The sequence below is a fragment of the Nocardiopsis sp. NPDC058631 genome (genome assembly GCF_042716955.1).
GTDB lineage: Bacteria > Actinomycetota > Actinomycetes > Streptosporangiales > Streptosporangiaceae > Nocardiopsis.
In genome coordinates this window covers 23,854-36,767 of sequence record NZ_JBHXQY010000007.1, presented here as the reverse complement: position 1 = coordinate 36,767, position 12,914 = coordinate 23,854, and the positions used below count along the sequence as shown (strand labels likewise).

Sequence of the window (12,914 nt, the reverse complement as noted above, 5' to 3'; positions counted from 1 at the left end):
GTGGGCCGGTGCGCACGCCCGGCAGCCCAGGGCGCGCGGTCGGGCGGAGGGGCTGCGCGGCCCGCGTGGAAACGCTCCTGTCCCCACCCGGAGTCGGTCTCCTGCCACAAGCTCGGTTTTCGCCACACATGGGTGTCTTGCGGGCCACAAGTCCCTCGCACTACTGGCATAAGGAGCTACTCAGTAGTAACATTGTTTTGTTACTAGTCGGTAGATCCGCGTGTACAGACACCGCGGCCAGGAAACAGCGGAGCTGTCCATGACGCATTACAAGAGCAACCTGCGCGACATCGAGTTCAACCTCTTCGAGGTCTTCAAGCGCCAGGACGTACTGGGCGAGGGCCCCTTCGAGGAGCTCGACGAGGAGACCGCCCGCACGATCCTGGCCGAGGTCGACCGGCTCGCCTCCGGCGTCATCGCCGAGTCGTTCGAGGACGCGGACCGCAACCCGCCGGTCTTCGACCCGAAGACGAACACCGTCGCCATCCCCGAGAGCCTGAAGAAGTCCTACCAGGCCTACATGGACGCCGGCTGGTACAACCTCGACCTCCCCCAGGAGCTCGGCGGCCTCGGCGCCCCCCGCTCCCTGGTCTGGTCCGCCGCCGAGCTCGTCCTCGGTGCCAACCCCTCCGTGCACATGTACTCCGCCGGCCCCGGCTTCGCGAGCATCCTCTTCTCCGAGGGCAACGAGAAGCAGAAGGAGTTCGCCAAGGTCGCCATCGAGCGCGGCTGGGGCGCCACCATGGTGCTGACCGAGCCGGACGCCGGATCGGACGTCGGCGCCGGCCGCACCAAGGCCGTGGACCAGGGCGACGGCACCTGGCACATCGAGGGCGTCAAGCGCTTCATCACCTCGGCCGAGCACGACATGTCCGAGAACATCTTCCACCTGGTGCTCGCGCGCCCCGAGGGCGCGGGCCCCGGCACCAAGGGCCTGTCCCTGTACCTGGTCCCCAAGTTCCTGGTCAACGACGACGGCTCCCTCGGCGAGCGCAACGGCGCCTACGTGACCAACGTCGAGCACAAGATGGGCCTCAAGGCCTCCACCACGTGCGAGCTGACCTTCGGCGACAAGCACCCCGCCATCGGCTACCTCGTCGGCGACAAGCACGACGGCATCCGCCAGATGTTCCTCGTCATCGAGTACGCGCGGATGATGGTCGGCACGAAGGCCATCGCCACCCTCTCCACCGGCTACCTGAACGCCCTGGAGTACGCCAAGGAGCGCGTGCAGGGCAACGACCTGGCCGGGGCGAAGGACTCCCCGAAGGTCACCATCACCCACCACCCGGACGTGCGCCGCAGCCTCATGACGCAGAAGTCCTACGTGGAGGCGATGCGCGCCCTCGTCCTGCTCACCGCCACGCAGCAGGACAAGATCCAGATCGCGCACTCCAAGGGCGAGGACGCCACGGAGCTGGAGGCCATGAACGACCTCCTCCTGCCGATCGTCAAGGGCGTGGGATCCGAGCGCTCCTACGCGCTGCTCGCCGAGTCCCTGCAGACCCTGGGCGGCTCCGGGTTCCTCCAGGAGTACCCGATCGAGCAGTACATCCGGGACGCCAAGATCGACACCCTCTACGAGGGCACCACGGCGATCCAGGCCCAGGACTTCTTCTTCCGCAAGATCGTGAAGAACGGCGGCCAGGCCCTGGGTTCGCTCTCGGCCGAGATCAAGGCCTTCGCCGAGAGCGACGCGGGCAACGGCCGGCTCAAGGAGGAGCGCGAGCTGCTCCTTGAGGGCCTCGGCAACATCGAGAAGCTCGTCGAGCTCATGGTCGGCCACGCGATGGGCTCCGCCGAGAACCCGCGCGAGCTGTACAAGGTGGGCCTGAACTCCACCCGCCTGCTCATGTCGTTCGGTGACGTCGTCCTCTCCTGGCTGCTGCTGCGCCAGGCCGAGGTGGCCCTGAACAGCATCGACGGCGCAGCCGGGGCGGACAAGGACTTCTACACCGGCAAGATCGCCGCCGCGCGCTTCTTCGCCGAGCAGTTCCTGCCGCGCATCGCCGCCGAGCTGCGTGTGGCCGAGGGCGTCGACCTCGACCTGATGGACGTTCCCGAGTCCGCCTTCTAGGGCGTACCGGACCCCGCGACGGGCGGGGCGGCCTCCTGGCCGCCCCGCCCGTTTCGTGTGCGCGGACCCTGTGCCCGTGAGGCCGGACACACGGAACAGCTCACCGACAAAGAAAATAGTTTCCAATTTGGAAAGTATGTGCGATGCTGGATACCCCACGAGCCCACGGCAGCAGGAGGAACCCATGGACCAGAGGGCGGACGGGCGGGAGGCGGCAGAGCTCCTGGAGCACGCCGAGGCAGTGGGCCGCAGGCTGCGCGGCGGGGCGCGCTGGACGGCGCTGACCGTCACGGGACTGGGCGCCCTCATGGTCTGCATGGTCCTCGTCGTCGGCCTGGCCCCCGGCGGCGCCGCCGTCCGCACGGCGGCCTACGTGGTGGCCGTCTTCACCCTGCCGGCGATGAACTGGTACGCCTACAGCCGTCCCGTCGCCCTGCGCCACCACCTGGCCGTGCACTACGTTCTGACAGGGGTGGGCGTCGTCCTCCTCACCGTCACGGTGACCGTGGGCCTGACCGTGTTCGCCGGCTCGGTCCCCTGGTGGTCCGTCGGCGCGGCGCTGAACGGCCTCCCCTTCCTCGCCGCCGTCCTGCTGAACCGGGTCGGCCTCCGCAGGGGCACCAGGTGAACGGCCGGAGATCCGGAGAACGACCATGAACCACCCGCGCAAGTCGATCGACCCCGTCATCCACGCACCCGTGCGCTTCTCGATCGTCGCCGCACTGGCACCGGTCGAACAGTCGGACTTCGCCTCGCTGCGCGACGCCGTGGAAATCTCCGACTCCGCCCTGTCCAAGCAGATCACCACGCTGGAGAACGCGGGCTACGTCGTCGTCCGCAAGGCTTTCGTGGGCAGGCGTCCGCGCACCTACCTCTCGCTCAGCAGGGAGGGACGCGAGGCGCTCACGCTCCACATCAGGGCGCTGCGGCAGATCGCGGAGGCCGTGGAGGACCCCGCCTGACGGTCCCCGGGCTGACGGGCGGGCCGGACCGCGAAGACGGGGCCCACGGCTCAGGACGGGGACCAGACGTAGGGGGTCGTGGTGGTGACGCCCTCGAAGCCCAGACGGCGCAGGACGGGGGCGCTGTCGCCGGAGGCGTCCACGTGGAGGTGGCGGACACCGCGCGCGGCGGCGATACGGGCACGGGCCGCCACGAGGGACCTGTAGATCCCCTTCCCCCGCCACTCGGGGAGGGTCGAGCCGCCCCACAGCCCGGCGAACCCGGTCCCCCTCCGAAACACCAGCCAGGCGGCCGACACCACCTCACCGCCGGCTTCGGCGACCATGACGGCGATACCGTCCGGATCCGCGGCGATCCGGCCGTCCAGGTCGTCGCCCAGCCAGCTCCAGTCGAGGCCCCACACCCGCGACTCCATGGCGGCGATACGGCGCATGTCGTCCGGTTCGGTCACCCGCAGGAGGGAGACCCCCTCGGGCGGGTCCTGGGAGGCGATCACGTCGGTGCGGCCGACGAGGACGGTCTCCCGCTCCTCGGGGGCGAAACCGGCGGCACGGAGGCGGTCGGGAAGCTCCTCCGGGCGGTCGTGCCCGTGGGTCCTCCACTCCACGGCTTCGCCCCGCGCTGCGAAGCGGTCGCGCTGCCGCGCGACGAGCCGGTCCAGTTCGTCGCCGTGCACGCCCAGGCGGGGCGGCGCGGTAACGAGTCCCCGGTGTCCTCCCACCAGCCGGACAACCGGCCCGTCCCGCTCGACCGACACCCCGGGGGGAAGGTCGGAGGGGGCTCCACGCAACTGCTCGTCATAGGCCGCGAGCAGGCCTTCGATGTTCGTCACAGGCCATGACACCACGGGGGTGTCGGTCCCGGTCAACCGGATTTCGCCCGGGGCCGCACCGCACGGCGCCCCGGACGGCCCGGGGCCTCCTCCGCGGGGGCAGCCCCGGGCCGTCCCGGGAAGCACCTCCGGGTGTGGCCCGTACCTGCGCCGCAAGATGCCGGGCAGTCAGGAAACGATACGGCCGCGCTCCTCGGTGATGGTGATGGAGCCCAGCGACTCCGAGTCGACTCCGTCGTGGTCCCGGGCGAGAAGGCGGTGCTGGTCGCCGACCCTGCCACCCCGTCGGCGCAGTCCCGAGACCTCCTCCTCCAGCTCCCGCTGCCTCCGGGCCAGGGCCCGCACGGTGCGGGACCAGAGCCTGACACCGGCCTCCAACCGCTGGACTCGCCGGGCCAGGTCGCTGTTGCGCTCCCGTTCTCGCACCAGATCCCGCTGATCAGCGGAGCGGTTCTGAAATTCCTGGCTGCTCGTCCAATGCAGTGCTGCCTGTTGGACGGCCTCACTAGCGCTCAAATTTTTGGCCCTTCGGTTCCTTCCATTCATCCTGATCCCTTCCGAGGGCGAGTGGGCACCCACCAGGGTGTGGGCAAAAATCCCGTCCTATTACCACCGTAGCAGTAGAAAAAAAATTACCCGGCACGGACAGCCCTCCGCATGAGCACCCCAAAACCCCCTCAAATGAGACTCAAAAACAGCTGACACACCACCTGACCAGCACCTAATCCATTATTAGCTGAATATAAAAACGCGCGCCCTCGGAAATTTATACCGCCCACACATCACAGGAGCGCACGCGTGATCCCACAGCAGCACAGGACACCTAAACGTGTCATCCCCCATACGAAAAAGATCACAAAAAACCGAAAGAAATCACAGCGGGTGACGACGGGGGGAGCCCGGGATATATTTAAAAAAATCTGCCCAGGGCTTTTAGAAGCTAAATTGAGGGAATATAGAAGGTCCACGGGAAATTCTCTCCACCCTCGATCCACCCATCCCCACCGGTTCTTCATCGCCGACGCCACCGGCGTTCTGACCGGTCACACACCAGACCCCGGGAGCCCTCTTGTCGAACACGATCACCACCACGAAGACGCCCAACTCCGGTCCGAAGCGGACACAACCGTTCCCCCGCCCCCGCACACGCACCCCGGCCGAGAACTCCTCCGCCGAGGAACTGCTGGTCGCGGCGAGGCGCCTGGGCGAGAACGACCCCCGCGCGGACCGGCTCCGAGAGCGCGTCGTACTGCTCCACCAGCCCCTGGCCAAGAAGATCGCGCGCCGCTACCAGGGCCGGGGCGAACCGCTTGAGGACCTGTACCAGGCCGCCATGGTCGGCTACACCAAGGCCATGCGCGGCTACGACCCCTCGTACGGCAAGCCGTTCGTCGCCTACCTGGTACCCACGGTCGCAGGAGAGGTCAAGCGCCACTTCCGCGACCACACCTGGGCCATGCGGGTCTCCCGTTCCCAGCAGGAGGAGCGCAGCAGGCTGCGCAGGGTGACCTACGAGTTCCAACAGGACCATGCCCGCACGCCCACCACCGCGGAACTGGCCCGGCAGATGGACATGACCGAGGACGAGGTGAACCAGCTCACCCAGGCGTCCAACGCCTACCAGTGCCTCTCCCTGGAGGCCCCGGACACCTCCGGCGCCGAGGAGGAGTCCATGCGCCTGGAAGACCACCTGGGCAGCAAGGACCACGCCCTGGAGCTGGTGGACCAGCGGGAGAGCCTCAAGCCGGCGCTGGCCCGCCTTCCCGAGCGCGACCGCCAACTCCTGGGACTGCGCTTCTTCTGCGACCACACCCAGGCCGAGATCGCCGACCGGATGGGCTGCTCGCAGATGCACGTGTCCCGGCTCCTGTCCGGGGTGCTGGAGCGGCTGCGCACGGAGATGGGCGAGTCGACGGCGAAGGCCCGCACCTGAGACCCGTGGCGCGGGCAGGGGCCGGGGGCGCGCGGGGGCCGCGCCCGGCCCCTGCCCGCGCCACGGGGCAGGAGGCAGGGGCTCCGGCGTGTCTCCGCCGCAGGGCCCGGCCGGTCCTTACACTCCCGCGCGCGCCCGCCCGCGCACGCGCGCGGAAGAAGCGGTGGTGTTCCCGGAGCCTACGCGCGGGAGCGCGGGCGGGACAGCACGAAGTAGTAGAGCGCGGCGGTCGCCGCGACCGTGGTCACGCACATCGGCACGAACGCGATCTGGTAGGACTCGGGCCCCTCCGGGAGCGCCTGGAGGATCGCCCCCGCGGCCACCGTGCACAGCACGGCGGTCGTGAAGCCGCTCATGTTGACCAGGCCGGAGGCGACGCCTGTCCGGCTGGCGGGGATCCCGTCGCGGGCGAAGTCGAAGGAGATCGTCGGTGCGAGGGTCTGGCCCACCGCGCTCACCGCCATCACCGTCAGCCCGACCGGCAGAGGCGGGCCCCCGGGCCACACGACCAGCAGTACCCAGCCGGCGCTGAGCACCGCTCCGAGGGTCAGTGCCAGCCACCTGCGCACGTGGGGGCGGCGGCCGACCAGGATGCCCACGAACGGGGCCAGCCACAGCCCTCCCGCCGCCAGACCGGTCAGGGTGAGCGCCGCGGTGCCCTCCTCCAGCCCCAGGCCGCTCACGAGGAACGGGTAGCCCCACAGCACCATCATCATCGTGAAGGGCGCCATGACGGCCGCGTGGTGCGCCATTCCGATGAGCGGACCGCGCGCGCGGAGCGCCTCCTTGAGCGACGCCCAGACGGAGATCGGGTCGGCGACCGTGGAGCGCCCGGCGGCGCCGACGGGGCGGTCGCGCACGACCAGCAGCACGAGGAGCGCCATCAGCGCGGTCAGGGCCGTGGTGGAGAGGAACGCGACCACCCAGCCGACCTCGCCCAGGGCCCACGCGAGGGGCGCGGCGCTGGCCACCTGGCCGGTGCCGCCGACCACGCCGGTGAGGCCGCTGACGAGGGCGTAGCGCGCACGTGGGAACCACAGGGCGGCCAGCCTGATGACGTTGAGGAAGACCAGGGCGTCACCGAGCCCGATGAGGAACCGTCCGGCGACCGCCGTCTCGATGCCGGGCGCGAGCGCGAACAGGCAGGATCCGACCACCATCGCCGCCATGCCCATGACGAGCGTGTAGCGGGGGCCGAGCCTGTCGGCGAGCAGGCCCGCCGGGACCTGGAGGAGGACGTACACCAGGAGCTGGAGCATCGGCAGCAGGGAGAGCAGTGCGGGACCGACGTCGAACCGGGCCTGGGCCTCCAGCGCGGCGACACCGAGTCCGTTGCGGTGCAGCATCGCCAGGAAGTACCCGGCGACGGCGACTCCCCACACGAGCCAGGCGCGGGCGCCTCCCGTGGGCTCGGCGGACATGGCGCTCCCCTCCGGTGTAGTCCGGTCACCGGATGTCTCAGTCTGTGTCACTGGGCGACTTCTCTCCGTTTCGTCCGACCTTTCCAGTGTCCTCCAAGCGCAGGCCCGTCCCTTACACCGGGGTGACAGGGTGCGCAAAACCCGGCGACGCCCGAAGACGCGGGGGGACGCGTCCTCGGCAAGACCCGGACTTGACAGAGTCAAGAGCTCGCAACCTGCACAGAGTCACCATGAGTCACCAAAAGCAAGCCAAGAGTCGCCAAAACGGGTGAGACTCACGACAACACGTGCGGGACTAGAGGCGCTTTATCCACCCCTCACGGTTCGAACAAAGGATCGAAAACAAGAGCTTGAACAGCAGGTTCTTGTCTTTGCACAGTCGATACCCTTTCGTTAAATGTGACATTGGTCACTCACAGAAGCCTCGACTGCAAGGGGTGAGTTGCTGCTAGCATCCGGAGCGCAAAGGATAACTACGAGGTAACGACACCGTTCACACCTCCCCAACTTTGTGGAGGGAAACCGCCAAGGTCTCAGGACGGGCGGAACCCCTCGAACCGCGGCGACGTGGCCGCACGGAGCACACACGGTCAGCACCGCGGCAACCGAGACCTACTGGAGACGACCTTGAGTCACTGGCGCCTGAACAATCCCCGGGCCTCCCGGGCGAAGTCGGCACTCGCCAGACGAATCAAGCACAAGCCCCGTCACGCGTTCTGCGCCGAGCGCGCGATCACGGCGCTCCTGGGCGAGCTCGTCGCAGCGACCCAGCGCCAGTTCTACTGGTCGGGTACCACCGAGATGGCCGTCATGTCGGTCCAGCGCGACGTCAACGTCTGGTGCCGCGACGGCCGCTTCTTCTGGAACGACCTGTTCCACGGCGGCACGGTCTCCCACCCCGCGAGCGACCCGGTCGGCGCCGCCGAACTCCTCAACCCCTTCGCACGGGGGCCCGAGCCCGTCTACAGCCACGGCTTCGGCGCCACCCGCCAGCCGGTCGCCGCCTGACGCCTCCGCGCTCCCTCTCCGCACCTCCCGCCTGGGCCGACGCCCGGTGCTTCCGCGCGCCCCGGACCTCCGACGCTCTGGAACACTGGGGTGGGGGACACCCCGTGTCCCCCGCCCCAGCACACAGAGCACAGTGAGGAGAGACCGGGAACCATGATCCTGATCGTCGTCAAGTACAGGGTCAGGCCGGAGGCCGTCGACCGCTTCCTCGACGAGGTCGCCGACTTCACCGCCGCCACCCGGGCCGAGCCCGGAAACCTGTGGTTCGAGTGGTCTCGCAGCGTCGAGCGCGAGGACGAGTTCGTCCTCGTCGAGGCGTTCCGGGACGGCACGGGCGAGGCCCACGTCAACAGCGACCACTTCCGCGCCGGCCTGGCCGCCATGAAGCCGCTCCTCGCCGAGACCCCGCTCATCGTCAGCCGCGTCGTGGACGGCGAGGGCTGGGACCGGATGGGCGAGCTCACCGTCGACGAGTAGTCGTTCCGGGCCGCCGCCCCTGCGGTCGAACCGCCGGAGGGGTTAGTCTGCCGGTCGGTCATCCGACGATGGGAGGGCGGTCCGTGGGCACCTACACGGCGCGCGAGGAACGGTACGACACGACGGAGTACAGCAGGTGTGGTGACAGCGGGCTGCACCTGCCCCGCCTGTCACTGGGCCTGTGGCAGAACTTCGGCGCGGACCGCGACCAGCAGAACCAGCGCCGCATCCTGCGCAGGGCGTTCGACCTGGGCGTGTTCCACTTCGACCTCGCGAACAACTACGGGCCGCCGCCCGGCGCCGCCGAGGAGAACCTCGGCCGCGCCCTTGCCGAGGACTTCGCCCCCTACCGGGACGAGCTGGTCATCACCACCAAGGCCGGGTGGGTCATGGGCCCCGGCCCCCACCAGCAGGGCGGGTCGCGCAAGTACCTGCTGTCGTCGCTGGACCGGTCCCTGGCCCGGATGGGCCTGGATTACGTGGACGTCTTCTACAGCCACCGGCCCGATCCGGACACGCCCCTGGAGGAGACCATGGGCGCCCTCCACCACGCGGTGGTGTCCGGCCGCGCGCTGTACGCCGGCATCTCGTCGTACGGCCCCGCCGCCACCCGGGAGGCCGCCAGGATCATGCGCGAGCTGGGCACCCCGCTGACCGTGCACCAGCCGTCGTACTCGATGTTCAACCGGTGGGTGGAGGGCGGGCTGCTGGACACGGCGGCTGACGAGGGGATGGGCGTGGTGGCCTTCTCACCGCTGGCGCAGGGCGTGCTGACCCCGCGCTATCTCGGCGGGGACGTCCCGGCGGACTCCCGCGCGGGCGTGGGCCGCCCGAGCTGGCGCGACAACATGCTGTCCGAGGAGGTCCTGGAGCGCGCCCGCGCCCTGAACGCGATCGCCGCCGAGCGCGGCCAGACGCTCGCCCAGATGGCGATCTCCTGGGTGCTGCGGGACCAGGGGCCGCGCACCGTGACGACCGCTCTCATCGGTGCTTCGAGCGTGGAGCAGCTCGAACAGAACCTCGCGGCGCTGGACTCCCCCGGGTTCACCCCGGAGGAACTGCGGCGCATCGACGAGTGGGCGGTGGACTCCGACGTCAACATCTGGGCCGGGGCCACCGCCTCCCGGCCGTAGTGGCACACCGGGCCGTCCCGGAGTCCGCAGCGTCCCGATGGGGCGTGCGGACGCCGGGAGGGCCGTGCACGGCGCCGGGTGGCGAGGTCGGACAGAACAGATCTTCGGACCTGGGACACCAAAGGGTGACATAAGGGCATACACCCCCTGCGAACCGGTCGGAATCGTGCTCTTCCAGCAACCTTCTCGCGTTACGGTGGCTCCTGAGCACCCTCCGGCAGACGTACCGGGCCACTCCTGACGGGCCCCGGGTCGTCCTCCGCTCCTGGCCCCAGAGGACCCATGCGACCCCTCAACCCCGACGAGCCCACCCGGCTCGGGGAGTTCCGAATCATCGCCCATCTCGGTTCCGGCGGCATGGGCCGCGTGTACCTGGGCGCGGACCATCAGGGGTGCCCCGCCGCCGTCACGGTCGTCCGCGCCGCATACGCCGTCGACCTCGACTTCCGTGCGCGCTTCGCCCGCGAGGCCGCCCTCGCGCCGCGCATACGCAACCGCTTCACCCCGCCCCACCTCGGCCACGACCTGTCCGCGCCCGTCCCCTGGACGGCCACGGCGTACGTGCCCGGCCCCACGTTGCGCACGCTCGTACGGCGCGCCGGCCCCTTTCCCCCGACAGCGGTGACCACCCTCGCCCGGGGGCTCGCCGAGGCGCTGGCCGCGGTGCACTCCGCGGGCGCCGTGCACCGCGGCCTCACACCCTCGACCGTGCTGGTGGACGCGCACGGGCCCCGGCTCATCGACTTCGGCGTCTCCCGGGCCGTCGACGGCGCCCGGCTCACCCGCCCGGGCGAAGGTGTCGGTTCCCCCGCCTACCTGTCGCCCGAACACCTCTCCGGCGGCGCCGCCACCCCGCCCAGCGACCTGTTCTCCCTCGGCGGGGCCCTGCTGTTCGCGGCCACCGGGGCCGACCCCTTCGGGGAGGGGGAGCCCTCCGACGTCCTGTACCGGGTCCTGCGCGAGCCGCCCGCCCTGGACGGCGTCACCGACTCCCTGCGCCCGCTCGTCACCGCGTGCCTGGACAAGCTCCCCGAGAACAGGCCGACCGCCCAGGAGGTCCTCGACCACCTCGGCGGGCCGCTCCCGGCCGAACCGCCGCGCGCCCCGTGGCTTCCGCCGCGGTCGCACGCCGTGGTCACGGAGGCCGAGAGGGCCTACCGCTCGATCGCGGCGCCGCAGGCCGACGGCACCGCGTCACCCGACCCCTGGGCGGCCCTCGTCCCCGGCCCGCGTCCGGTGCCCTCCGCACGTACCGGTCCACGGCGACCCCGCCGGCTCGCGCTGCGTGCCGCGTCGCTCCTCGGCGTGGTGGCCCTCCTCGCGAGCGCGGGCCTGTACGCCGTCGCGCTCCCTGCCTGGGAGGCGGCCGGGGGGGCCGGCGCCGCCCGCGACTGCTCCGCCTCCGGACAGATCTCGGAGGACCTCACCCCCACCGGACCGCCGCAGGTCATGTTCCCCACCGGGGTCCCCCTCGAACTGTCGTTCTCCCCGGACGGCACCGTCCTGGCCGTCTCCCAGGTCGACCGTGTGACCCTGTGGGACTGGGAGGGGTCGCGCCCCCTGGCCCGGATCGACAACGAGGCGGCCACGGTGCCGCCCACCCCGGCCGCCTTCAGTCCGGACGGCTGCCGGATCGCCTACGGCACCCTCGACGGGGCCGCCGTGACCGACCTGGGCACGGGCAGGGCGTGGACCGTCGGCCCGAAGCGGCCCGTCCGGTCCGCCGCCTTCAGCCCGGACGGGTCCTCGCTGGCCGTGGGCGTGCAGAGCGACCCCGGCGCGCGGTTCCTGCACCTGTACGACACGGAGGACTGGAAGCTGACGTCCGCCCTGCCCGGGTCAGGGAGCCTCGGCTCGATCCAGTACTCGCCCGACGGCACGCGGGTCGCGGGCGGCGAGGTGGACGGAGGGGTCGCGGTGTGGCATGCCGGGGCGGCCGACATCGACCCGCTGGGACTGGTCAGCGAACGCTCGGAGGTGGGCGCGGACGCCTTCGACATCCTGCCCGACGGTTCGGGGGTGCTGCTCATCCGCTCCGACCGCGTCCTGCTGGTCGAACCGGAGAACGAGCGCGTCCTGCGCGAGTTCGTGCCCGACGACGAGGACCACTTCCTGGTGGACGTCGCGTACAGCGAGGCGAGCGGCCGGGTGTTCGCCGCCCTGCTGTCCCCGGACGCCGGGTCCGGGAGCACGATGGCGTGGGACTACAGCGACGCCGCCAGCGCCCGGCTCGGACCGGATCTCCCGCAGCTGTTCCCGCTCGCCCTGTCCCCGGACGGGTCCCGGCTCGCCGGGCTGCGCGCGGACACCGGGGACCTGGCCGTCTACGACACCGACCTGTCACTGCTCGGTGTGATCGGCGACTGACCTGGTCCTGGGCCGCAACCGGTCACGCGTCCGCACCGCCCTGCCCGACCGGGACGGGGAGAGCCAGGTGGACATCGCCGACCCCGCCAGCGTCGGGGGAGCCGTTGCGGTCACGGCTCCCCGGACGCGCCGAAGCACCCGGTTCCGTCCTACGCGCTATAGCGTGAAAGCACGTGCCCACACCCCGAAAGGACCCGAGGCCATGCCGGAATCCGTCGCTCGCCGCATCAGAGAGGCAGCTCCGAGCCGCCGTACCAGCCCCGCGCTGTCCGTCCTGTCCGAACTGGTCCGGAACACCGGGATGGCCGCGCGGTCCGCGACGGTCTTCGGTGACCCGGTGTCGTCAGGGGGCTCCACGGTCGTCCCGGTCGCCCGGATCACGTCCCTCACCAGCATGGGCGGGGGTTCCAGCCGCCTGTTGGCCGCGGGAGGGGACGGCGCGGGCGGCGGCGGGTTCGTGCGGGCCCGGCCCGCGGGGTTCATCGTCCTCGACGACGCCGGGGTGCGCTTCCAGGGCATCCGCCAGCCTGTGACGATGCTCGTCCTCCCGCTCGCCGTGATCGCCGGGTTCACGGCCGCCCGCATCGTCGGGGTCTCGCTGCGCGAGGCGCGCCGCCGTCGCCACCTCAGCGCGCGCTGCAAGGTAGCCGTGGAGCCCCCGGCCGGGGGCTCTGGGCCCGAGGCGGAGCAGCACGCCTGACCG

Annotated in this window: 12 protein-coding genes; 9 read left to right on the top strand and 3 right to left on the bottom strand. The window is 70.7% G+C overall.

Features of this window, described 5'->3' with window-relative positions:
• Window positions 1-259: 259 nt before the first annotated feature.
• The 3 genes from ACFWTE_RS04465 to ACFWTE_RS04455 all read left to right on the top strand — a co-directional run bounded on the left by ACFWTE_RS04465 (window position 260) and on the right by ACFWTE_RS04455 (window position 3,039).
• Window positions 260-2,077, top strand: a complete 1,818-nt coding sequence (locus tag ACFWTE_RS04465) for an acyl-CoA dehydrogenase (RefSeq protein ID WP_378777922.1) — start codon at window positions 260-262, stop codon at window positions 2,075-2,077.
• A 184-nt stretch (window positions 2,078-2,261) separates the two neighbouring features.
• Window positions 2,262-2,705, top strand: coding sequence for a hypothetical protein (locus ACFWTE_RS04460; RefSeq protein ID WP_378777921.1), 444 nt, complete (start codon window positions 2,262-2,264; stop codon window positions 2,703-2,705).
• Between the two features lie 25 nt (window positions 2,706-2,730).
• Window positions 2,731-3,039 (top strand): winged helix-turn-helix domain-containing protein, encoded by a 309-nt coding sequence (locus ACFWTE_RS04455; RefSeq protein ID WP_378777920.1) that lies wholly within the window; start codon window positions 2,731-2,733, stop codon window positions 3,037-3,039.
• Window positions 3,040-3,089: 50 nt separating this feature from the next.
• Here ACFWTE_RS04455 and ACFWTE_RS04450 read toward each other — a convergent pair whose 3' ends face one another.
• Both ACFWTE_RS04450 and ACFWTE_RS04445 read right to left on the bottom strand, forming a co-directional pair.
• Window positions 3,090-3,872 carry a GNAT family N-acetyltransferase gene (locus ACFWTE_RS04450; protein ID WP_378777918.1) on the bottom strand — a complete coding sequence of 261 codons (783 nt, stop codon included), beginning with the start codon at window positions 3,870-3,872 and terminating at the stop codon, window positions 3,090-3,092.
• Between the two features lie 168 nt (window positions 3,873-4,040).
• Complete coding sequence (locus tag ACFWTE_RS04445; RefSeq protein WP_378777917.1) at window positions 4,041-4,298, bottom strand: hypothetical protein; 258 nt, start codon at window positions 4,296-4,298, stop codon at window positions 4,041-4,043.
• Between the two features lie 643 nt (window positions 4,299-4,941).
• On the opposite strand from ACFWTE_RS04445, the gene ACFWTE_RS04440 reads away from it, so the two are divergent.
• The gene (locus ACFWTE_RS04440) at window positions 4,942-5,805 is read left to right on the top strand and encodes a SigB/SigF/SigG family RNA polymerase sigma factor (RefSeq protein ID WP_378777916.1); all 864 of its coding nucleotides are present in this window, start codon (window positions 4,942-4,944) and stop codon (window positions 5,803-5,805) included.
• A 179-nt stretch (window positions 5,806-5,984) separates the two neighbouring features.
• On the opposite strand, the gene ACFWTE_RS04435 is transcribed toward ACFWTE_RS04440, so the two are convergent.
• A complete protein-coding gene (locus ACFWTE_RS04435; RefSeq protein ID WP_378777915.1) occupies window positions 5,985-7,226 on the bottom strand; it encodes an MFS transporter in 1,242 nt (413 codons plus the stop codon).
• A 627-nt stretch (window positions 7,227-7,853) separates the two neighbouring features.
• On the opposite strand from ACFWTE_RS04435, the gene ACFWTE_RS04430 reads away from it, so the two are divergent.
• From ACFWTE_RS04430 to ACFWTE_RS04410, 5 genes are all read left to right on the top strand, one after another.
• Complete coding sequence (locus tag ACFWTE_RS04430) at window positions 7,854-8,234, top strand: hypothetical protein (RefSeq protein ID WP_378777914.1); 381 nt, start codon at window positions 7,854-7,856, stop codon at window positions 8,232-8,234.
• A 153-nt stretch (window positions 8,235-8,387) separates the two neighbouring features.
• On the top strand, window positions 8,388-8,711 hold the full coding sequence (locus ACFWTE_RS04425) for a putative quinol monooxygenase (RefSeq protein ID WP_378777913.1): 324 nt from the start codon (window positions 8,388-8,390) through the stop codon (window positions 8,709-8,711).
• Window positions 8,712-8,794: 83 nt separating this feature from the next.
• Window positions 8,795-9,844, top strand: a complete 1,050-nt coding sequence (locus ACFWTE_RS04420; RefSeq protein ID WP_378777912.1) for an aldo/keto reductase — start codon at window positions 8,795-8,797, stop codon at window positions 9,842-9,844.
• Between the two features lie 282 nt (window positions 9,845-10,126).
• Complete coding sequence (locus ACFWTE_RS04415; protein WP_378777911.1) at window positions 10,127-12,211, top strand: WD40 repeat domain-containing serine/threonine protein kinase; 2,085 nt, start codon at window positions 10,127-10,129, stop codon at window positions 12,209-12,211.
• Between the two features lie 202 nt (window positions 12,212-12,413).
• Complete coding sequence (locus tag ACFWTE_RS04410; RefSeq protein ID WP_378777910.1) at window positions 12,414-12,911, top strand: GerW family sporulation protein; 498 nt, start codon at window positions 12,414-12,416, stop codon at window positions 12,909-12,911.
• Window positions 12,912-12,914 lie beyond the last annotated feature (3 nt).